Origin of the sequence: Pedobacter endophyticus (assembly GCF_015679185.1) — a bacterium.
GTDB classification, from domain to species: domain Bacteria; phylum Bacteroidota; class Bacteroidia; order Sphingobacteriales; family Sphingobacteriaceae; genus Pedobacter; species Pedobacter endophyticus.
The window spans coordinates 4,631,487-4,653,802 of sequence record NZ_CP064939.1; the positions used below are offsets into that span (position 1 = coordinate 4,631,487).

The 22,316-nt window shown below is 40.5% G+C and carries 18 protein-coding genes; 3 read left to right on the forward strand and 15 right to left on the reverse strand.

Annotation, left to right across the window (positions count from 1 at the left end; all coding sequences use genetic code 11):
- Window positions 1–177 precede the first annotated feature (177 nt).
- The 5 genes from IZT61_RS18875 to IZT61_RS18895 form a co-directional block, all read right to left on the reverse strand.
- The gene (locus IZT61_RS18875; protein ID WP_196098573.1) at window positions 178–3,057 is read right to left on the reverse strand and encodes a triple tyrosine motif-containing protein; all 2,880 of its coding nucleotides are present in this window, start codon (window positions 3,055–3,057) and stop codon (window positions 178–180) included.
- A gap of 244 nt (window positions 3,058–3,301) precedes the next feature.
- Window positions 3,302–3,895: a DUF417 family protein gene (locus tag IZT61_RS18880; protein WP_196098574.1), complete on the reverse strand. Its 594-nt coding sequence runs from the start codon at window positions 3,893–3,895 to the stop codon at window positions 3,302–3,304.
- A gap of 110 nt (window positions 3,896–4,005) precedes the next feature.
- Window positions 4,006–5,166, reverse strand: coding sequence for an FAD-dependent oxidoreductase (locus IZT61_RS18885; RefSeq protein WP_196098575.1), 1,161 nt, complete (start codon window positions 5,164–5,166; stop codon window positions 4,006–4,008).
- 29 nt (window positions 5,167–5,195) lie between these two features.
- On the reverse strand, window positions 5,196–5,951 hold the full coding sequence (locus IZT61_RS18890; protein WP_196098576.1) for a helix-turn-helix domain-containing protein: 756 nt from the start codon (window positions 5,949–5,951) through the stop codon (window positions 5,196–5,198).
- Between the two features lie 60 nt (window positions 5,952–6,011).
- Entirely contained in the window at window positions 6,012–6,365 is a 354-nt protein-coding gene (locus IZT61_RS18895) for a hypothetical protein (protein WP_196098577.1), read from the reverse strand.
- A gap of 444 nt (window positions 6,366–6,809) precedes the next feature.
- On the opposite strand from IZT61_RS18895, the gene IZT61_RS18900 reads away from it, so the two are divergent.
- On the forward strand, window positions 6,810–7,154 hold the full coding sequence (locus IZT61_RS18900) for a single-stranded DNA-binding protein (RefSeq protein WP_196098578.1): 345 nt from the start codon (window positions 6,810–6,812) through the stop codon (window positions 7,152–7,154).
- A gap of 691 nt (window positions 7,155–7,845) precedes the next feature.
- On the opposite strand, the gene IZT61_RS18905 is transcribed toward IZT61_RS18900, so the two are convergent.
- From IZT61_RS18905 to IZT61_RS18915, 3 genes are all read right to left on the reverse strand, one after another.
- A complete protein-coding gene (locus IZT61_RS18905) occupies window positions 7,846–9,900 on the reverse strand; it encodes a TonB-dependent receptor (RefSeq protein WP_196098579.1) in 2,055 nt (684 codons plus the stop codon).
- Between the two features lie 74 nt (window positions 9,901–9,974).
- Entirely contained in the window at window positions 9,975–11,294 is a 1,320-nt protein-coding gene (locus IZT61_RS18910) for a PQQ-dependent sugar dehydrogenase (RefSeq protein ID WP_196098580.1), read from the reverse strand.
- 105 nt (window positions 11,295–11,399) lie between these two features.
- A complete protein-coding gene (locus tag IZT61_RS18915; protein WP_196098581.1) occupies window positions 11,400–12,020 on the reverse strand; it encodes a hypothetical protein in 621 nt (206 codons plus the stop codon).
- 357 nt (window positions 12,021–12,377) lie between these two features.
- On the opposite strand from IZT61_RS18915, the gene IZT61_RS18920 reads away from it, so the two are divergent.
- On the forward strand, window positions 12,378–14,597 hold the full coding sequence (locus IZT61_RS18920) for an NADP-dependent isocitrate dehydrogenase (RefSeq protein WP_196098582.1): 2,220 nt from the start codon (window positions 12,378–12,380) through the stop codon (window positions 14,595–14,597).
- Between the two features lie 153 nt (window positions 14,598–14,750).
- Here the strand turns inward: IZT61_RS18920 and IZT61_RS18925 are convergent, their stop codons facing one another.
- From IZT61_RS18925 to IZT61_RS18945, 5 genes are all read right to left on the reverse strand, one after another.
- The gene (locus IZT61_RS18925) at window positions 14,751–15,185 is read right to left on the reverse strand and encodes a hypothetical protein (RefSeq protein WP_196098583.1); all 435 of its coding nucleotides are present in this window, start codon (window positions 15,183–15,185) and stop codon (window positions 14,751–14,753) included.
- Window positions 15,186–15,651: 466 nt separating this feature from the next.
- Window positions 15,652–16,389 carry a phospholipase D family protein gene (locus IZT61_RS18930; protein ID WP_196098584.1) on the reverse strand — a complete coding sequence of 246 codons (738 nt, stop codon included), beginning with the start codon at window positions 16,387–16,389 and terminating at the stop codon, window positions 15,652–15,654.
- Window positions 16,390–16,690: 301 nt separating this feature from the next.
- Window positions 16,691–17,560 (reverse strand): ligand-binding sensor domain-containing protein, encoded by an 870-nt coding sequence (locus IZT61_RS18935; protein WP_262895700.1) that lies wholly within the window; start codon window positions 17,558–17,560, stop codon window positions 16,691–16,693.
- 170 nt (window positions 17,561–17,730) lie between these two features.
- Window positions 17,731–18,066 (reverse strand): nuclear transport factor 2 family protein, encoded by a 336-nt coding sequence (locus IZT61_RS18940; protein WP_196098586.1) that lies wholly within the window; start codon window positions 18,064–18,066, stop codon window positions 17,731–17,733.
- Window positions 18,067–18,077: 11 nt separating this feature from the next.
- A complete protein-coding gene (locus IZT61_RS18945) occupies window positions 18,078–18,398 on the reverse strand; it encodes a nucleoside triphosphate pyrophosphohydrolase family protein (protein WP_196098587.1) in 321 nt (106 codons plus the stop codon).
- A 369-nt stretch (window positions 18,399–18,767) separates the two neighbouring features.
- Between IZT61_RS18945 and IZT61_RS18950 the strand changes: the two genes are divergently transcribed.
- Window positions 18,768–19,193 (forward strand): hypothetical protein, encoded by a 426-nt coding sequence (locus IZT61_RS18950; protein WP_196098588.1) that lies wholly within the window; start codon window positions 18,768–18,770, stop codon window positions 19,191–19,193.
- Window positions 19,194–19,368: 175 nt separating this feature from the next.
- On the opposite strand, the gene IZT61_RS18955 is transcribed toward IZT61_RS18950, so the two are convergent.
- Together IZT61_RS18955 and IZT61_RS18960 are read right to left on the reverse strand one after the other, a co-directional pair.
- Window positions 19,369–21,219, reverse strand: a complete 1,851-nt coding sequence (locus IZT61_RS18955; RefSeq protein WP_196098589.1) for a DNA polymerase III subunit gamma/tau — start codon at window positions 21,217–21,219, stop codon at window positions 19,369–19,371.
- A gap of 191 nt (window positions 21,220–21,410) precedes the next feature.
- On the reverse strand, window positions 21,411–22,283 hold the full coding sequence (locus IZT61_RS18960) for an AraC family transcriptional regulator (protein WP_196098590.1): 873 nt from the start codon (window positions 22,281–22,283) through the stop codon (window positions 21,411–21,413).
- Window positions 22,284–22,316 lie beyond the last annotated feature (33 nt).

Consider the following 22,316-nt stretch of genomic DNA (forward strand, 5'->3'; position numbering starts at 1 on the left):
AAAAAAGCGTGGTGTGAAAAATACACGAAGCAAATTGTGTGGCCTATAAAAGCAATATGAGAGGTAATGATGTAGTGACGAAAGCTACTCCCGTTAGAAAAGACACCACATTTCAACATCAAGCAAACGTTCCTAAAACCTACTCAGGTAGATTTTTGAACTTAGCATAACTGAATGCTACAACTCCATCAAAAATTCAGTAAGGTTTTTGTCGTGTGGTATTTCGAGCTTTTTGCGTAGACGATATCGCCGAATTTCAACCCCCCGCAAACTAATATTTAGCAACGACGACATCTCTTTACTGCTCATATTCATCCGTAGATAAGCACACAGTTTTAAGTCGTTCGGAACCAGGTCTGGATGCTGTGCCTTAAGCTTTTTAAAGAAACTCTCATGCGCTTCGTTAAAACTGTTTTCAAAAAGATGCCAATCCCTTTCATCATTCATTCCATCGTTAATCACTTTTTGAATTTTTTTGGTCTGGTCTTCCGAAAGTTTCTTGCCGTTCTCGTCTTTCAGCTTCATAATCTCATCGCTTAGCTTTTGGAGCAATTCGTTCTTGTAAACTAAGGTCATGGCCGAGTTCGCCAATTCTCTATTTTTCGAGGCCAGCTCTGCCTGCAGTTTTTCAGTTTGCAATTTAATAATCTGTTTTTCGTTGGCCTCAGTTTCTAATCTCAGCAGTTCATCTTGCTCTGCCTGTAGGCGAGAAGTAATTTTATGTCGGTCTTTTTTCAGCTTTTGCTCATAAAGTTTCTTTCCTGCGATAAGTACCACCACAAAGAGAAGTGCATAGAACAATATTGCCCAATTGCTAAAATACCACGGACGCAGTATTGTAAACTCGTACAGGCTATCCTGGCTGATGGTGGTATCGTTTATTTTTGCTCTAACCTTAAAAATGTATTTACCACTACTTAAATTGGTAAAGTCTTTTTGCGTAGCATAATCCCAATCCGACCATTCTTTAGAATAACCCTGCAAGTAAAATTGATATTTCACTTTTGCCTGCCGATAGTAAGGAAGCGAAAAGGAGATCCTGATGTTGTTTCTGCTGTTTTTTATTTCTGTAGGTTCAACCGTATTTCCCGTTTCACTTATCAATGTATTTTTATCCGTAATATCTTCCACACGTCTGATGAGCACCCCGGGTATTTTTTGTCTAGCTGCAGGTGTGCCCAATTCGGGGTTGTAAATGGCGAAACCATCATCAACGCTGATCAAATAAATATTATCGCCTATTCGGCTAATGTTTTCATAATATTGAACCATGCGTCCATCTAAAAGACTGAACTGGTTTGAGTCGATCTCGATTTTACCAGGCTCGGCAAAGTTTACCATAGCCGTTCTGCCATGATTAATAAACCAGTACTTTTTACCGGCTGCCCTGATGATGTTGTTCGATTTTGCAAATGAGCCCAGCTTTTTGTTCAGCACACCATTTTTAACGAATTTGTTGCTCCATTCATCGTAAGTGTAAAAACCGTTGTTGGATGAGAAAACGATCTTATTCTCGAGGTTGAAAATGTTGATGTTATAGTTGCCCGGCAAGCCATGCTGCTCATCAAAGTATTTTGTATGTATTACCTTGGTGTAGCTATCGTTCAAAGTGAGCTTGTATAAGCCCTTGTAAGCATGTCCAACCCAAATATCGCCTTTATTGTCCTGTTCAATAAATCTCGATGGTGCGTTAAAACCCTCAATTTGAGTAACGAATTTTAGCCCTGAGCCGGCGGCTTTCTGGTATAACGAAATTCCGGTGTAAGTTCCCTGAATAAGATAATTTGGATTGGAGTTCAGCTTTTTTATTGTCCAGCCGCCGCTCGTTCGCGAAATCCACTCAATTTGATCGCCCAACACTTTAAATGTGCCACTATTATGCCCACAAATCAGTTCGTTATCAATAATGTTCAGTTCCCAAACTTGCCCCTGCGAGCCGGGGATAAGTGTAAAGTTGAAGTTCGAGGCCACACCGGGTGCCCAGTCGCTAAAAAACAAGCCTTGATTTGTACCTAAGTAGATTTTATTTTTAAATATAGTACTCGAATATACGGTGCCGAACTGGCCTGTTTTATCGAAGTAAAAATAAAGTGGAGAGTTCAGCTCGATGCGGTCGATACCATTATCGAGCCCCGCCCAAAGATTTTGTTCATTATCGGCGTATAAACTGAGCACCGTGTTGTTCTGCAGCCCACTCGATTTGTTGATCCGTTGCACCACCTTGCCATCTTCGTCTATTATAATCAGGCCGTTTAAGATTGTGCCGAAAGCATAATATTTGCCCAGAAGTTTTACGCCGTTGTTGAGTTGGTAAGTTTTGAGATAGTTATTTGCGAGGGTATTGAGCTGCTTAAACGATTTTCCATTATACACAAAAAGTCCGTTTTTGCTTGTTCCGATCAGAAAACTATCGCCCCTATACGGTAGAACAGAAAGTACACCCTGTTTCCCCAAAATTTCGCTTCCCGGCAGGTAAACCAATTTGCTGCCCACCAGCTCAAAAAGGCCTTTCTCTAAAACCTCTATAAAATACCTGTTTTTAACCTGATGGAGGAAAAGAAAGGATGAAGGCGACTTAATGATCTCAATCTTGTTGTTCTTATAAATAAAAATTTTAGAAAAAGATTGAAAAATGACCCGATCCTTGTCAATATAAATTTTCCAGATTTCATCGGTAATCGTTATTCCTTTTGGCAGCAATTTGATAAGCGAATTGTACTGCAATTTGTTATCCTTTATCGCCCAATACCCAAATTCGCCAAAACTGCCTGTGTAAATCTTTCCCTTGTTGTCGGTATTAACCGATCGAACAATTTGCCTGTTCGGCATTTTATAGTTTCGCCAGTAACGCCCATCAAACGTGAGCAAACCTTCGGCATTACCAAAATACATTACGCCATTTTTATCCTTCGCAACGCTCCAATTCTGGTTGCCAGAAGCATATACCGATTTTGGATAGTTTTCGATGTACGGAACGCCGATGCTTTTTATGTCGTTGGCACCTACATGTAATGAAATTAGAGATAAGACAAAGAATAGACGAAGAATTTTTAGCATAAAATGGTTAGTTGGTTTCCCATTAGTACAAAGTAAACGAAAATTTGTTGACTGAGCATTACCCGACGAAACTTGGTAACGCAAAAAGCCGAAGTTTGCACTTCAGCTTGACTCATAATTTTGAAAGAAAACAGTCCATTTGTCTATCACAGTAAGTAAATGGTGGCTCTCAAGTGTAGCGCTAAATATCAAACCAAATTTGTTTGATGTTTAGCGCTATACTTCGGTATTGGTTTTAGTTTAGTTAAGCAAGCGGCGAGTTTCTATATTGCTTTTGTAAAATGCGTTTTGCACAATCGGACGCACAGATTAAACCCACGGCCATCATAATTACATCTTTTAAAACCAATCGACCGGCACCTGAGAGATACGGAAAGCCAAATTGAGGGGTTGGGAAATCTCCGCCCAAATCTGGAACATAAACCTCTGGAGTTGTAATTAAGAACGACAATGTAACTAACGACATCCCAAAGGTGAGCAAGCCACCTAAAAGGCCAATTTTATCAAACCATATGCCTAAGAAAGTGAACAGGCCAATAATTACAATTACCGTTCCTAGCCCATAAGCGAAGATATAGGTTCCATTTTCTTTATGCCAGTCGATGTTTTTTTGAACAGTCTTGCCCTCAGGATTTTTAAATTCTTTGTATTCGGGCGCTTTTTTGTTGTACATGAACGACATAAATGGGCTGTTGGCTACAAAAGGAACAATGCCATCGGCTTCGTATTGGTAGGCTTTTAAACCACCGATCCAAACCATTACAATAAGTACTGCTACACGAGAGATATTGATAAAATAAGATTGACCATTGGCCAAAAACGTAAGTATTTTCTTCATCTATCAGATAAATATACACATTTGACAGCGCTTCTCAAAACCGACACGGCCCTTTTCCCGAACCATTTTTGGCGTTTAATCACTGTTCCGTCGCGTTTTCTCTTTCGTGCTTAATGCCTGCCAAACATGTCTACCATCGTACCCAATGCATCTTCGGCATGCATTTTATCGCCATTTTCAAGCGATTCATTAGCTGCCTGTGCTGCCCGTTTTTGCATGGCAATTTCATAATGCGAGATGGCATCATACAAAGTTTGGTATTTGTTTGATGTTAAACATTCACTCAGTTCCAGCGCATCCAGCATGGCCATGTTCGCACCCTCTCCTGCAAAGGGAGGCATTACGTGCGCTGCATCGCCCAGTAAGGTTACATCTGGCATCGTTTCCCAGGTTTGGTTTAAGGGCATATAATAAATCGGGCGTGGCACCATTGGCATTGCTGCATTTTCAAATAGTTCAAGCCAAATACTGCTCCAGTCGGCGTATGCCGTTTTAAACCAGCCAACTAATTGCGCCTTATCACCATAATCTAATCCATTTTCTGCTGCCCAGCCTTCATCAACCTTAAGGCTTGCGTAAAAACCTAAATCGCCATTGCCCTTCTGGCCAAGCAATAGGTTCTTTTTGTTTCCGAACGCCATTATCTTTCCCCCGTTAATTATTGCATCAATGCATGGCGCCACTTCGCTCGCGTCATAAACATTACCCTCCAGCATAGTTATGCCCGAATAAATGGCCTTAACGTCTGTAACATATGGGCGTATTTTAGAGTTGGCACCGTCTGCTGCTACAACCAGATCAGCTTTCGCGCTAGCTCCGTTCTTGAAATGCAGCAACCAGCCTTCGTTTTGCGGTTCCATAGCAATAAAATGGCTGTTCCAAACCACTGTTCCGGGCTGTAGCGAATCAAGCAACATGTTTCGTAACGGACCACGATCTATTTCGGGCCTGAAATGGTTGTTGCCAAAATCTTCTTCAGGTTTTTGGGTGTGGTCGCTGTAAAGTATTTCCGCCTGCGGATTGGCAATCAACATCCGATCTGCCCCCGGGCGAAAGTTCTTTTTAAACTCATTGAGCAGGTCGGCTTTTCGTAAAGCTGCCAAACCCGATTCTTCGTGCAAATCGAGCGGCGATCCCTGTACGCGGGCCGTAGCGTTTACATCTCGCTCGTACACCTTAACCTGTGCGCCCTGCATTTGCAATAAACGAGCTAAAGTTAGCCCGCCAGGCCCTCCGCCAACAATGGCGATTGTTTTATCTTTTATTAACATACTATCAATTCCTTTTTATGAAAGCAAAACTACGCTTGCTTTAAAAGTGATAATAGTACAAATCGGTCATTTTTATTTTTAAATAATTCTGTTGGTACAACACCCGAAAACTTTTTAATTTCCTTTATAAAATGTGTTTGATCGGAGAAATTCAGCTCAGGAAAAAGCTTTCCTTTTGCAATATGCTCAAGCGACGCTCTGAAACGCAAAATATTGCAATACGCTTTTAGCGAAAGACCGAGTTGCTGGTTAAAGTACCTGTTTATTTGTCTGCTACTCCACGCTGCCTTGTCCGCAAGTTCTTTTACGCTTGTTTCGCCCTTTGATGAATAAATCAGCTCGAAAAGCGTGCGTTTTCTGTTATCGATTGTAGTTGGTAAAAGTGCTGTGAATTTTTCAGTCGATCTGCTGTAAAACGTGTCGAAATCGGTAAGATCATCTGCCGCGAAATCTAAAAACCCCGGCGAAAGATGGGTACCACTATTTAGTAAACTGGCGATGGAGGTATGCAAAATGTACTCAACGGCGAGCGGTTTGAAGCTGATTACAAAGGTGCAGGTTTGTGGCGGAATGCTTCTTAACTTCGGCGCAGTTTCCAAACCAACAAGCGTAACCTGAAACGGATTGGAGGCCGACCGCGAAAAGAACAGATCAATTCTTCCATCAGGCAGCACGACCACTTCTTTTGGTTTTTCCGATTCGTTGCGGAAAATTCCGATGTACTCCACAAAGTCGGTCAGCGTGTTTTCTGGTGCGATAAATTTAAGATAAAAACCATTTTCCATCGCTTTCTAAGGTACAACACTTTAAAAACTTCACGAGTGTAAATGAACAAATTTTTTGGCCTACTTTTCTTCGCGTTTAACCAGAAGAAATTCGGTTTCAGATAAGTTCATAAAGCCATATTCGTAAATGAAATAATAAGTGTTGCCGGTTTGTGTGGTATAGATATTGGTATGGTACTCAAAGTTGAAGTTGGCCAGCTGGAGCTTTTTAAGACTCACTTTTGTTTTTCCTGTCGGATTTAGCATGGCCAGGATAGATCTGTTTCTTCTTAAAATGGTGTTAATATGCCTTATAACAAGATTGTCCTCACTTTTGATGCGGTTGTTAAAGTTGTTGCGACAAGCGTCATCGCAGAATTTTTTATCTGTTCTTCCCTTTAAAGGTTCTTTGCAATCTAAGCACAATCGTTCCATAACAATTTTGTTTTTTTATTATTATGGGATGATGTCTTAAAAGTAAAAAATTATTTATTAATATGAAATAAATTGAATATTTCTATCAGTTAAAGTCGCTAATCCACCATTTGGCGGCAAGGATACAGTTGCTACGGCTGCTGCGTAATTGCTAATCGCCAGAACTTTCAGCTCCACTGGCCAATCAAGACCTACATAATTAGTTTCGGTGTCGGAGCGACCACATGTGCTGTATCAAAAAAATCATCATACTTTATGCCGAGGTGTGTGTGGTTTCACCCGGTTTGCAATCAACTAAGGCTAATTATCCGTTTTTAAACGCTTATAAACGACTATAAATATTTACTATCCGACTGAATCAACTCGGCATTTGCACCTTTGTTCTGTCGGCAATCATGGTGGTTGCTGTTCGTTAAACATTTTAGAAACTTAAATTTTAAAATTATGGAAAGTGCAATTAACAAAGTAGTATTAAGTGGATTTGCCGGTGCAGATGCTGAAGTAAAAATCCTTTCGGGCAACCAAAAACTGGCGAGAGTAAATCTTGCCGTAAATGAGTATTATAAGAACTTTCAGGGCGAAGAAGTCAAAAAAACACAATGGATTACGTTGGTATTCTGGAATGCAAAGGCAGAGCTTGCCGAAGTGCAGATCAAAAAAGGCACTCGATTAACCGTTGAAGGTAAAATACAAACGGGAAGCTACGAAGCAAAAGATGGGACAAAGCGCTATACCACCGAAGTTGTGGTAAACGAGCTGGCAATTAAGGAGATTGAACTTGTCAATTAAGCAACGTTTTCAGGCTTCTGGCGTACGTTTTGCAAATTACTACAGGAGCCTGACGACAGCGAACCGCATGTTTTATATAGCACATAGGCATAGAGTTAGCACATGCCTGACTTTATGTTCTCTATGCCTTTATGGTTTAAAACGGTACTTGTGCCGAATTTGGACATAAAGGCACACAGGCTATGTTGTTTTGTACGTTAGGCGATTAGCTCTATGTTCTATGCCTATATGGCTTGAAAAACGGTGGTTGTATGTGCCGATATTTGAACATACTGCAAACAGGCTATGTTATTTTGCATGTAAGGCGATTAGCTCTATGTTCTCTATGCTTATATGGTTTAAAACGGTACTTATTTGTGCCAAATTTTGGAGAAAAGGCAAACAGGTTATGTTGTTTTGCATCTAAGGCAATTAGCTCTATGTTCTCTATGCCTATATGGTTTGAAAAACGGTGGTTGTATGTGCCGATATTTGAACATAATGCAAACAGGCTATGTTGTTTTGCATGTAAGGCGATTAGCTCTATGTTCTCTATGCCTATATGGTTTATTAATATTTGAACATGCAACGAACACGGCATGTCGTTGGCATCTATGCATATTAATACATGCTTTACGGGGCTGTATGGTTTAAATAATGCTGATTATTTTGAGCCCTGCGGACCGTAAGCTCCACCTAAAAGTAGTAAGCCTTAAATTTTGATCGACAAACCCCCATAAAAGTTGATTCCGGCTGCCGAATTAAAATACCTTCCATTCGCAGCATTTAAATCGTTGCCAAGGCTGTACTTTTGATTGAGAAGATTATTTGCACCGATAAAAACTTCGAAAGGAGTGTGGGCAATTTTTAACATGCGCACACCTGCCTTCGCTTCTATCAAATCGTAGTTGGCGGCAAAAACGGAATTTGCATCGTTTAACGGGATGGAAGAGGTATGGTTGTGTTGTAAAAACAAATACAGGCCTTTTTTAAAGTCGAAGCTTAAACTGTTGATCAGCGTGTGCGCAGGAACGCCCGTTAACCTGTTTCCGGTGTATACAGCGTTTCCGCTTTCAAATTCGCCAAATCTGAAGTGGCTATACGTATAATTGCTTCTCCATTGTATGCCAGTTAAAAAACGGTTAGGGTTTTTAATCAGCCATAGTGCCGCATCGAGCTCTAAACCTCGTTGTTTAGTGCCCCCCGCATTAATAAAATACTCCGCATCATTTTCATTCAGGCGCCTTACGATGGCATCCTGGAGCTCGAACTGGAATACATTTGCATTGACATAAAAACGGTCGTTGGCTGTTCGATAACGTATTCCAGCTTCGTAATTCCACCCCGACTCTGCCTGTAGATCGTTATTGATCTGGTTATCAGATGATCGTACCTCAGCAATGGTAGGCGTTGAATAGCCTTTACTGATTGAACCTCTAACCGAAATGTTATCATTTAATAAATAAGAGGCAGCTATTTTCGGCATAAATTTCGCGTCGAAGTTTCGCTGCTGTTGCGCAATTGCAATAGGAAAGAAGCTTTCGTAGTTGTACTTAAAAAAGTTTAAACTAGAAGCCAGTTCAATCAGCAGTTTTTGATTAATGTCGAAATTAAACCTGACGAACGCAAAATTCTGACCCGCCCGTAAATGGTCAAAAGCTTGCAAATCAGCTGCCTTTCCTGCCTCATTGTCGAAGTTTCTGATTTCGCTTTTCGTTCTTGATGTTTCGAGACCAATTTGCGTATTAAAGCCAAAGTTTGAGGTGGTTTGGTTGTAGGCCAAAAAAGTTCTTAGTCCAATAGTACTTTCGTAACGCTTTTCGTAATTCGTTATAAAAGGGTTTTTGAAATCAGTATAACTGGTAAAAACAGCCAGCACGTGCTTGAAGTGGCTGTCGATTTGATAAGTATTCGATAATCCCCCAAAAATGGTCTTGTTGTAGATTGCAGCTTGTTGAGTAATTGCGCCCGGAATGGTTGGGGTAGCCGGCCGCGCAAGTTTAGGGTCTTGCTGTAATTGTGCGGCCGTTAATCCACCAGGTGTTTTGTAAGCCAGGTCGCTGTAAAACACGAAGGCTTTTAAGCTGCCGGCGGGTGTATAATCCCACTGATGCATCGTTTGAAGGTATTTTCGTTCCAACGCACTGTTCTGGCGGTAGCCATCACTTCGCTGGTACCCTTCGCCAAAGCTGAACCGGTAATTTTTAAACTGATGTTGCAGTTGTGCAGTCTGATGGAAAAGGCCATAAGAGCCTGCTGTAACCGATACCTTTGCTTCGTTTCTATTTATAGCAGGAGGATTAATGAGCACTGCTCCGCCCGTATTAGCGCCAAAAATGCTCGATTCCGGCCCTTTAAAAATTTCCATGTTGCCAACGGCATTTACATCAAGCGAGTTAAGATAGCTGTTACCGCCAGCATCAGTTAGTGGAAAATCGTCTATATAAATCTTAACATTTCTGATTCCGAATGGCGATCGTAGCAAACTGCCGCGTAACGAAAGGCGGTAGCTTCCGGGCGATCTTTCTTCCATTCTTACTCCTGACACCGTATTCAACGTACTCACAAGCGAATTGTTGTTTTGCCGACCGAGCAGAGAACTGTCGATCAAACTAACCGCCGAAACCGAACGCAATAAAGGCTGCGGATTGTAATAACCTCGGATGATAACCTCATTTAATTTCTTTGTAGAATCGTTTTGAACGATTTGAGCCTGACAAATGGAAAAAAAGAAAATAATAACAAAGGAAAGAGAAATGGATTTCAATGCTCGGAAATTAAGTAGGCCACAAATCGGAGATAAAATTAGTTATTAACTTCCAATCTGTGGCCTGATACATATTATTTTGCTGCAACTCGCCAAATTATGCCACTAACATCGTCGGCCACTAAAAGTGCACCATCAGGAGTAAGCGTTACGCCAACAGGGCGACCATAAACTTCAGCCTTGTCAACATCGGCGATAAATCCTGTTAAAAAGTCTTCGAGTTTTCCGCTTGGTTTGCCATCAGAAAATGGAACGAAAGCGACTTTATATCCTGAAAGCGCCGACCTGTTCCATGAGCCATGTTGACCTATGAATGCGCCGCCCTGGTATTTTGCAGGAAACTTTTTGCCTTTATAAAAAGCAAGCCCCAAAGATGCGGTATGCGCACCAACCGGAACATCGGGAGCAATGGCTTTTTTAACCATCTCGGGGTTTTTGCCTTTGAGGCGAGGATCTTCATTTTGACCGTAATAAGAAAAAGGCCAGCCATAAAATGCGCCTTCTTTCACACTGGTGATATAATCTGGAACCAAATCATCGCCCAATTCATCGCGTTCATTTATAGCGGTCCACAACATATTCGTTTTCGGTGCCCAATCTATCCCAACCGGGTTTCTTAATCCACTGGCATAAATTTTTTCTCCGGTTCCATCGGGGTTGATCTCCAAAATGTTTGCTCTTCTAACCTCGTTTTCAAGCCCATGTTCGCCCACGTTACTGCCCGAACCTACCGTAACGTAAATTTTGCTGTTATCAGCATTGGCAATCAAATTGCGGGTCCAGTGGTTGTTGTAGCCGCCAGCAGGCAAGCTCAGTATTTTTTTACCAGTCCCGGTAATTTTGGTGTCGCCCGTTTTATACGGATAAACCCAAAGCCCATCGGTGTTAGCTACGTAGAACTTATCGCCGATAATAAGCATGCCGAAAGGTTGGTTTAAACCCATCAAAAAAGTGGTTGTTGTTTCAGGCTTTCCATCCTTATTCGCGTCTCGATACAATAGAATAGTATTTGCGCTTTTTCCCGGCACCTCCGATTTGGCTTTTCCTGTAACGGTATTAACCACTGTTTCTTTAGCGCTACGTTCAGAATTTGAAAGTGCAACCAACACGTCTCCGTTTGGTGCAATGTAAGTGTTTCGCGGGCTTTTAATGTCTGATGCAAACCTCGTAACCACAAAACCCTCTGGCGCAACCGGCGTTTTGTTGTCGGGCCAGCCAATAACCTTACTAAATTTATTTTTCGAAGCGGTGGTGTCGGGCGCTGGTAAATTTACCTGTTGCGTTTCTGTTGATACGACTGCCGAATCTCCTTGATTTTCCTTGTCTTTAGAATTAGATTGGCAGGCAACTATTAGCGTTGAGGCAATTGCTGAGTAAAAAAAGTTTCTTTTCATAACGATGTTTTAGAACTTAGGATAATTCTAAAGCATAACATTAAAATGAAAGAGATGTTTTTTAATAAACAGTAGAAGAGTTTATTTATTTAATGCTGTTGATTGCTATTTTGGGACTTTAACCAGATTCTGGAAGAGTTTTTCTTCGATATCCTTTGCATTTAGCAGCAATGCCGAAAATTGAGGGTCTGATTTGATTAGCAGAAACTTGCCGTCTGGAAGCACAATGGCCGATGTTCCACAAGTGATAGGTTCTTTAAACAGTAAGCGCCTTAAAAAACCCGAATCCGTTTCAATCTCCAGGCCCGACGATTTAATCTGACTAAAGTTTTTGCCAATTTCTTTGTATTGATAAATTGAAGCCTTAGGCCGCTTCGCTGCCTTGTCGATAATATTTTTTTGAAACGCCCAACGCACATCGTTCAAAAAGGCATTGTTTTGGTTTCTGAGGTCATTCCAACACGCATCGTTATTAAAATCGTACTTAATAATGATGGTATCCCTTAATTTTACCCTTTCATTCTGTTTGAGATATAAATGAAGCGAATCCAATTGTAAATCGGTGAGCGAACCTGCGTCGTAACGTTTGTCCTCATCAACGTAAAGCTTCGGTGTGCAGCTGTAGGCTAATGCACATATCGAGGCAATAGACAACAATGTGGCGTAACGCTTAAAAATCTTAACAGGGAGAGAACTTTTGGAAGGGAGTGATAAGAGGAATTTCATATGTTAATTGATAGATGCTTTAAATTTAGTCTTTTTTGGTAGCGTTTTAAAATTTAATTCGTCTTAACCCTTAAACCCAATTCCGGTCTCCGTTGCTGGTTGAGCTTTCTATTCTCGTCCTAATTAGTGCTGGATTTTAAATCAAGAGCTGAAAAACGAGGTCGGAAAATCTCGATTAACGGGTTATTAGTTCTGCCTTCCAAATCAATAATTTGCCTTTAAACCAGTATTATTCCTTTAAAAATTCGTAAATGGTCAACCTAAAATCGTAAATCTTACTATCTTTAGGCGATTTAAAAAAACCAGCTTCGTTCGAATCGGTTTTCTTGTTAAACAAATAGTAAAAATCAATTAAACATGTCAAATACATCAAAAATTATCTACACCAAAACCGATGAGGCGCCAATGTTGGCTACCTATTCACTATTGCCAATCGTACAAGCTTTCACAGCGTCAGCCGGCATTGATGTAGAAACCAGAGATATTTCTTTAGCAGGAAGGATTTTGGCGAACTTTCCTGAGTATTTAAAAGACGATCAAAAAATTGGCGATGCTTTAGCCGAGCTGGGTGCTTTGGCAACAACTCCAGAGGCAAACATCATTAAGTTACCAAATATTTCGGCATCTATTCCACAATTGGTGGCTGCTATTAGCGAATTGCAATCGCAAGGTTATGCGCTCCCTAATTACCCAGATAATGCGCAAACTGACGAAGAAAAGGCCATTAAGGCGAAGTACGCAAAAGTACTTGGATCGGCGGTAAATCCGGTGTTACGCGAAGGCAACTCTGACAGAAGAGCACCTAAAGCGGTAAAGAATTATGCAAAGCAAAACCCGCATTCGATGGGTAAATGGTCTGCCGATTCGAAAACTAAAGTGGCCAGCATGAGCGAGGGCGATTTTTATGGCTCGGAGAAGTCGGTAACGATCGAAAACGCAAGCCAGTTTAAAATTGAATTTGTTGCTGCAGATGGTGCCGTAACTGAATTAAAAGGCTTGTCGCCATTAAAGGTAGGCGAAGTGATCGATTGCTCGGCAATGAGCTTATCGGCACTGAAATCGTTTGTTGCAAAAGAAATTGAAGAAGCGAAAGCTGCAGGCGTTTTATTATCTGCGCATTTGAAGGCCACAATGATGAAGGTTTCAGATCCGATTATCTTCGGCGCAATTGTAGAAGTTTATTTCGCTGATGTTTTTGCTAAATATGCCGATCTTTTCAAAGAACTCAACATCGATACCCGCAATGGTTTAGGCGATGTTTACGCTAAAATTGCGGGCAATGCCAAACAAGCTGAAGTTGAAGCCGCATTGGCTCAGGCTATCGAAAACGGACCCGCGCTGGCGATGGTAAACTCGGATAAGGGAATTACAAATTTACACGTACCTAGCGATGTAATTGTGGATGCCTCGATGCCGGCTATGATTCGCACTTCTGGCCAGATGTGGAATAAAGAGGGTAAGCCTGAAGATACAATCGCACTAATTCCAGATCGTTCTTACGCTGGTGTTTATACCGCAACAATCGATGACTGTAAAGCGCATGGTGCTTTCGATGTAACTACGATGGGGTCGGTTCCGAATGTGGGCTTAATGGCGCAAAAAGCTGAAGAATACGGTTCGCACGATAAGACTTTTCAAGCAACCGCAACAGGAGTAATCCGCGTTACGGATGCTGATGGAAACGTTTTCTTCGATCAAAAGGTGGAGCAGGGCGATATTTTTCGCATGTGCCAAACTAAAGATGCACCCATTCAGGATTGGGTTAAATTGGCCGTAAACCGGGCTCGTTTATCAGAAACCCCTGCGGTTTTCTGGTTAGATGAAAACAGGGCGCACGATAGAGAAATTATTGCGAAAGTGAACAAATATTTAAAAGACTTCGATACCAACGGACTTGATATTCGAATTCTTGCCCCAATTGATGCAACAAAATTCACGCTAGAGCGCATTCGTAAAGGCGAAGATACCATCTCAGTTACTGGTAACGTTTTACGTGATTATTTAACAGATTTATTCCCGATTTTAGAACTGGGAACTTCTGCGAAAATGCTTTCGATTGTTCCATTGATGAACGGCGGCGGTTTGTTTGAAACTGGTGCCGGCGGGTCTGCGCCAAAACACATTGAACAGTTTATTACCGAAGGTTATTTGCGTTGGGATTCATTAGGTGAGTTTTTGGCGCTTCAAGCTTCGTTAGAACATTTATCACAAACGCAAAACAACGCCAAAGCGCAGGTTTTGGCCGATGCATTGGATGAGGCAAATGCTAAATTTTTGGCGACAGATAAGTCTCCGGGAAGAAAGTTGGGTACAATTGATAACCGCGGTTCACACTTTTATTTGGCTTTGTATTGGGCAGAGGCTTTGGCTGCCCAAACTAAGGATGCAGAATTGCAAGCTAGATTCGCTGCTTTGGCAAAAGCCTTGAAAGAGAATGAAGCTAAAATTAATGAGGAATTAATTGGTGCTCAAGGTAAGCCACAAGAAATTGGCGGTTATTACCATCCGAATGATGAATTGGCTGGTAAGGCTATGCGTCCGAGTGAGACTTTAAATACTGCTTTGGCAAGTTTGTAGTTGAATATGAGTTGTCAATTTTGGAGCAATTGCTTTAAAAAGTGACTTGTAAATATTAGCGCTTCGATGATAAATCGGAGCGCTTTTTTTATCATCGCGATTGGAGCGAAAGTGGAACAAGGAGTAAAGCGTGCTATTTCAATGGCAAGTTACTTAGTCGGACAGAATAAAATAGATTGTTTTTTCGGTTTTGATATTAAGGAGATAAAAACGTTCTTGTTGAATTATTTCAGGTTTTTTTGTTTGTAGATTAGTTGTGTCGATGAACCAAGGTGGTTTTCTGCTATAATTTTGACGTACTTTTTTCAGAAAGGTTTTTAAATCTAAATTGTCTTTTGCAAAGATCGAATTATAGGCGTTTGAGTCAGAGTAAGAAAATCTTCCAAATGCACATAATGAATCTAAGGCTGAGATACTCTTCAAGTTGTAAGCATCATTGTTGATTATATTTGGAAACCAGCTCTTATTTCGTGCGTTCATTTTATTAAATTCAGCGTAGGTTTTGTATTCCTGTTTGTATGTGTCTTGACAACCGAATAATAAAACTGCAATTAGAACAGCTGATGTATAATTTATAATTATATTCAAAGTTTTATCTGTTTGGGTTATTGCTAACGGTTTATGCTTTGGGAAAGTAGGTTATGCTTTGCACAGACTTTCCACGAAAAAAAGATACAAATGTCAGAGTCGAGCAAATATTGAATTATAAATTAATCTCGTTATTTTCTCAACCCTTGAGCCCTTAATATCATCTATTATTTCGTCCGCACTCCTTGTTTCTTTCCACGCTCTGTAAAAGCTTTCTAAATCAGAATGATTTTTTTTCTTTAGCTTTCTCCGATTCCATAAGCTTTTGCTATGAGCCGTTTTTTTGTAACACCATCAAGTCATGTTAGAAAACCGAAGTATAAGTCAATCGTCGAATTTTTTAATGTTAAACCCATAATTTTACTTTTTCTTAAAGGTATAAAAATTTCGTTTATATGGATTTTGAAAGGATGTCTCGATTGCGCTGAAAAGGTGACGTTAGCATAAGTCCTTCTCACTTGGCATTTTATAAGTCAAACAATTCTTTTGCTTTTTTCCAATTCTTTCTAAGTATTGGCCGGTTCACGCTTGTTTCACCATTTGATGGTTCACCTGAAAAGTGACAAAATCTTTCTGGGTAGTCCGGATCAGCAAATTCATTCCATCTTTTAAATGCGTCATAGCTTAATGGCTTTTCAATGTTAAATAAAATTTCAACTCCTGTTCGAATACAATAACCCTTTCTTTTGCTTGTCGCCGATGAAGTCATTTTCTCGTTTGAGCTTTTATTATTTGTCGGCTTGGTAAAAATAGGTTTTGATCCATTCCATTCAAATCGTTGACTTGTTTGGTTGATATAATCTACCTCTTTAAATGCGTCTTCAAAAAGTTGAGTGTCTGCTTGGTCGTTTTTATCAATTAAAACACCCATTTCTTTGTTGTTGGCCATTGAAAATTGATAAAGGTTCAAGGATGTAATTATCATTTTGTCATCATTGACATAGCACTTTGCATGTAGGGGTTCATTGTATCTTAAAATCACAAAACGAAGGCCTTGCAAGAATTTTATTTCGTCAGGATTCAGTTCCTGCTTGCCAAATATCACAGTTGTGACTTTGTCCTTGCTATTGCGATACGTCAAAAGTTCTTTGAAGTCGTTTGAGAGTTTTAGATAAGGCGAAATAAGAATTAATCTTTCACCCGCATTTTTGATTAGGTCTTCAAGTTCTGAAACCGCTTTTCTTGTATTTATGAATTTTGCCATTGTCCACTGGTGTTTGCTTTGTGGTATGCCGTCTTAGGATTTTCACCAACCCCTAAACATACGCTAACCTTTTCAGTCTAGCCGTTTTTAAACGTTTAAAACCACTTAGTTATCAATAACCAATAGGCGATTCGCCGATTATGATTTTAGAGCCGCTGAGTCTCCACGCGTCAACCCTTGTTTACAAGCCCAAACAAATTTTTTGCACCACAATAAACCTTCTCCTTCTCCACTTGTTGCAAATTCATAATAATTAGGAAATACCTAAAATAAAAAACCAATGTTTTACATAATGCCCTACTTAATATATTCTTTCAAAAGAATCGTCCTTGAATCGATAGACACCACTTGGATCTGTTCCTCCAAACCATAATTCTCCCTCTTTGCTTTTATATATAGTCCAGATGTGGTTGCTTTCAAGTCCATCTCTACCATCAAAATTTTTCAATGAGTTACCGTCATATCTCCATACGCCAGATCCGACAGTTCCAAACCAAATGTTTCCTTTAGCATCTTCTTCAATTGCAAAAACCTTTTCAAGAGAGTTGCCTTTAGCGTACTTTTTCTGCAATTTCTGCTGTGCCGTGAAATTGACAACTTTTTTTCCATCATATTTCAAAACGCCAATGCCATTATTACCAATCCAAAGATTTCCTTTACTGTCTTCCATTAGGCTTCGAACATGCAGTGAACCATTTTTTGGCTTTAACCCAAGATAATCATTATCCAGAATCTTAAACTTCGAACCATCATATCCTATTACTGCGCCGTAGGCTCCAAACCAAAAAGTTCCGTTTTTGCCTTTTACAAATTGCGTCGAAATGTAGTATTTAAAACCGTCTTCACGTTTAGGCGTGACAGGAAACAGGCGGTAAGAAAGCTTTTGCCCATCGTATTGATACACCCCCGGCTTCTTTTCAAATTTGTTATAGCCCTCTATTTCATCACCTTTAAACCAAAGGTCGCTGTCATTTAATTTCCACTGATTTCTTGATTTATAATTTCTTTGTTTGTAGCTGGTCATCCGATGCCCATCGTAAGTACTTAATCCTTTGCCACATTCAAACCAGATTACACCATTTTTATCCTCATAAATGTTTCTCACCTGGTTGTGACTCAATCCGTTCTCTGTTGTAAAATACTGGGGCTTTCCATGATGAAGTAAACACACCCCTTCGTTGTAGCTACCGAACTAAATGTTTCCTTTACTATCTTCTAAAACTGAACGAACTCCGCTTGTGTATTTTAGTTGTACGGCACTTTTATTATGACATGAGGTTGTTATCACAATCAAAAACGTGTAGCACAGGATAAACATATACCTTGTTACTGGTAGTGGTTTCATTTTAAAGCTGCTTTTGCTTTGTTAATTTTTCCATCTTTGAAAGTAAAGTCAAATGTTCCTCTAATTTTTCCCTCTGGAAATTCGCCAGTGAACTCAACTTCAATATGTGCTTCATTGTCCGAAAGAATGTCCAATTTAAGTAGTCGTGATTGTGTCTTGTAACCAATAAAATAATTTTCAAAATAGTTTCTTATTCCTGGATGTCCTTTAAAAATTTGTCCAACAGACGGGTCATCCAAAACAGCCTTTTCTTGCCATAGTTGTAAATATTTCTCCGTCTCGTAATTATTGCTTTTGGAAAGCCATTCTTTTATAAATTCGTTGATATCCATAAAATAAATTTTTATTTCAACAATTTTTCTGTTTTCGTTAGAAACTTGTCTGTCGCTTCTTCAATATTTATGTTCATTCGGTCTGCCAAAATAGTTAACCACCAAATACATTCCCCTAATTTGTGTTCAAGTTCGTTGTTCGTATTATTTGCGGGCCAACGTTTTTGTTGCGACATTGTGTGTCGCCCAACTAAACCTGCGTCTGTTAAAAATGCTAACGCATCTTCTTCAATCGTCCATTCGCTTCCGTGATGGTGTCGCTCTAACTGATGGTAAATTTCTCGGAGTTTTTTTGAGCGTGTAATTATTTGCTTAAAATCAATGTCTGCCATTTTTTATCCTTCTTAAATCTGAGTTTTTGTTGTCCCTCGTTGCGGGCGGTTATCGTTGCCGCCAACTTCCCAAGATACGCATGTCTATCCAGATTAACGGTTAAAACGCCTCCAAACAAATTAAAATCCTAAACAAAACAGCAGTCAACTAATAGGTATCAGTAAGGCAGTGTAAAATGTCTAGCACTGTTATGTGTATCATTGGCTGGCCAAGGTTGAAAAAAATCCATTTCATTCCAGCGTAAAAAGTCGGAACGGATGCTCGAATCTATATGCAGACCAAGATAATCAAAACAAATTTTTCTCTCTCCACAACAAACCTTCTCCTTCTCCACTTGTTGTAAATTCATAATAATAGGAGATACTCACATGGAAAATAATGAAAATAACGGAGCAAAAGATAAGCTGCACAGCACAACAGAAGGAGCCGAGGTAAATAAAGAAAATCTGTCGTACGACGAGCGTAAAGAAAGCTACGAGTACGATGTAAAGGGAACGGACAACGACTATGACCATCCGATGGGGTACGAAACGGTTGCCACAGGTGCCAAAGACGACGACTCGACCTACGACGAAGCAAACCCTTACGTTGGTGATGAATATGCCGACGATGAGGAGATTGCCGACGACCGATTAGACGAATTAGGCATGCATGTAGACAACGGAGAAAGCGTAAAACTAAATCCCGAAGATGAAATCCTCGCTCGTACGCCCGAAGATAATCGCGACGATTTGGATGAGGAAGGTTATCCCATTAATGATAGGCCTCTCCCTTTGAAAGGCAGTGATAATTGAGGATTTAGTGTCATCCCTCCCCAGAAGGGAGGGAAACATCGGGCGGTGCGAAAAAAGTTTTTGCGTCTAACTTTTTGTACACGATTGGGTTTTAGCTGCTATCCGCTAAACCTCTCCCCTCGGGCGAGAGACAACGAGTCACAAGCCAACATTCTGCCTTTAAGAGAGAGGGGCCTTACGGATTAATATCTAAATTGAACCTTCTGCGCAACTCATCTAGCTTAGGGTTTTTGTTTACCAGGTAATCGTATTTTTCGCGATTGCCGTAAAGCCTGTTCTCAATTTTGCGCTCTACCTGTTTAAAGGTAATATCCACGGCGAAATTTTGAAGCTGATTTCGCAAAAAGTTCATTAATTCAACCGATTCCTGCACCACAAATTGCTCCTGAGTTTTGCTCTCAACCGAAATTTCGATTAGTGTTGGGTTAACCAGTTTTGGTGCAAAATTATTTAGAATCGTAAATAGATTGATCTTATCCGCAGCTTTGAGAATCTGAATATACTTGTTCCAAACCTCTAATAAGCGATCGTAGGTGAACGGTTCGCGAGCCTCGCCGGTAGCCGTTTTGGGTTTCCCGTCATCCTCGCCACTCGCCACACGCTCCAAATCATTTAACGAGGGAATAAGCGTGCTTGCAGCGTTTGCCTTCGGCATATTAATGCTGATTGAAGTAGCCGATGAAATAACAGGCTTTGAGGCTCCAGTGGGTTTTACTTCGGGCTCTTTTACGCTTTCACCTTTCCCCTTTAAGCTTTCAGCTTTATCTTCGGACTTCGGACTTGGGACTTCGGACTCTTTTTGCGCTTTTTCTCCTGACTCCGGACTTCGGACTTCGGACTCTTTCCCAGCTACGACATCAGTTTTTTTTTTATCCTGATCTGGATCAGTTGCTGTGTTGTTGGTGCTTAAGGGTTGTTGGGCTAAGTGGACGACGGACCGAATATGGCACATCTTTATCAATGCCAACTCTACTTGCAAGCGCTGATTTTTAGAGCTCTTATAATTTAAATCGCAGGTATTGGCGAGATTTAAAGCAGTTAGCAAAAACGAAAGCTCCGTTTGCCTGCTTTGATCTAAATACTTTTGTTTAATGTTCTCGCTAACCTCTAAAAGCTTAATGGTTGCTGCATCTTTGCCTACCAATAAATTGCGGAAGTGCGTAGCCAGGCCATTAATAAAGTTATTTCCGTCGAAACCGTTATTTAAAATTTCATCAAATAAAAGCAACGTTTGGCTCACCTCTGCGGCCGTTAAGTGTGAAGTAAGCTTAAAGAAATAATCGTAATCTAAAATGTTAAGGTTATCGATTACCGATTTGTAAGTGATGTTTTTGTTGGCATAACTTGCAATCTGATCGAACATCGAAAGCGCATCACGCAAGCCGCCATCGGCCTTTTGAGCAATAATGTGTAAACCATCAGGTTCAAAAGCAATGCTTTCGCGTTGCGCAATGGTAGCCAGGTGGCTGGCTATATCATCAACCTGAATCCGATTAAAATCGAAGATCTGGCAACGCGATAAAATGGTTGGTAAAATCTTGTGTTTCTCAGTAGTTGCTAATATAAATATAGCGTAGGATGGTGGTTCTTCCAGGGTTTTCAAAAAGGCATTAAATGCACTTTGCGATAACATGTGAACCTCATCAATAATATAGATTTTATACTTGCCGGCTTGTGGTGGAATCCGAACCTGCTCAATTAAGCTACGGATATCATCAACCGAGTTGTTCGATGCCGCATCTAATTCATGAACGTTAAAAGAATGCCCGTTTTGGAAAGATTGACAATTATCGCACTGTCCGCAGGCTTCCATATCGGCTGTAAGATTGGTACAGTTGATGGTTTTGGCCAAAATTCGGGCACATGTTGTTTTTCCAACTCCACGCGGCCCGCAAAATAAAAATGCCTGGGCAAGCTGATTATTTTTTATGGCGTTTTTTAAAGTGCCGGTAATATGCTGTTGTCCAACCACGGTTTCGAACGTAGCGGGACGGTATTTACGGGCAGAAACAATAAAATTTTCCATCGGCACGAAAATAGGAATTTTTTAGGTGTTTGTACGGCTGAAAAATTGGAATGTGGAAAAGTTGGGGTTTATGGTTATTATTAATAAGTGCAATAGCGCTCATGCTTCCTGAGTTTTGATTTATTGAATGAAATCAATACGGTGGGGTTTTCCGCCTTATCTTCGGACTTTCTGACTCCGGACTTTCCGACTTACCTTATAATCGACTTCAATTCATTACGATAAGCTGAGGCACTCTTGCCGGTAAACTCATGAAAAACCTTATTAAAATGGCTAAAATTGTTGAAGCCACTTTCGTACGAAATAGCAGTAATACCAATGTGTTTCTCGGCAAGTAATTTCGACGCATGTACCACACGATATTCGTTAACGAACCGGGTAAAGGTTTTTTTAGTTATCTTTTTAAAGTATCGGCAAAACGAAGGAACGGTCATGCTGGCCATTTCGGCAACATCCTCTAAACTAATCTGCTCCTTAAAATGATCCTTAACATAATTAAAGATCATGCTGATGCGGTCGTTATCCTGTACCTGCATTTCGAGCGAAAAGTTAAGGGCGTTTAAGAGCTTATAATCAGAGGCTTGCTCCAGCTCTCGCAGCACGCCCAGCAGGGCAAGTAATTTTTCAAAAGGCCAGGCGTTGTTCATTTTCTCTAACGTGGGGCCAACAAGCTTCATGGTGTCTTTGCCAAAAGCGATGCCGTATTTGGCTTTTTCAAATAAACTGGCAATGCCCTTCGTCTCTTTAAGCGTTAAGAAATCGGTGCCCAAAAAGTCGGGTTTCATTTGTACAACCACTTCGGTTTTATTGCCCGTATTGGTATCGGTAAAGCCGCAATGCGGTAAATTGCTTCCAATAAGCATCAAATCGCCATCGGTGTAATACGAAACATGGCTACCAATTTGACGCTTCCCTGCGCCGCCATTTACAAAAACCATTTCAACTTCGGGATGATAATGCCAAAGATGAGCCATGTTGTTCTCGTTCTGCACATATTTGGAATAGGTAAATGAGCTGCCAAAAGAGGGTTCAATTACCTCCAGACTGGGTCTTAATATTTTCATTAATCGTAAAATTTACTTCATCAAAATATGCTG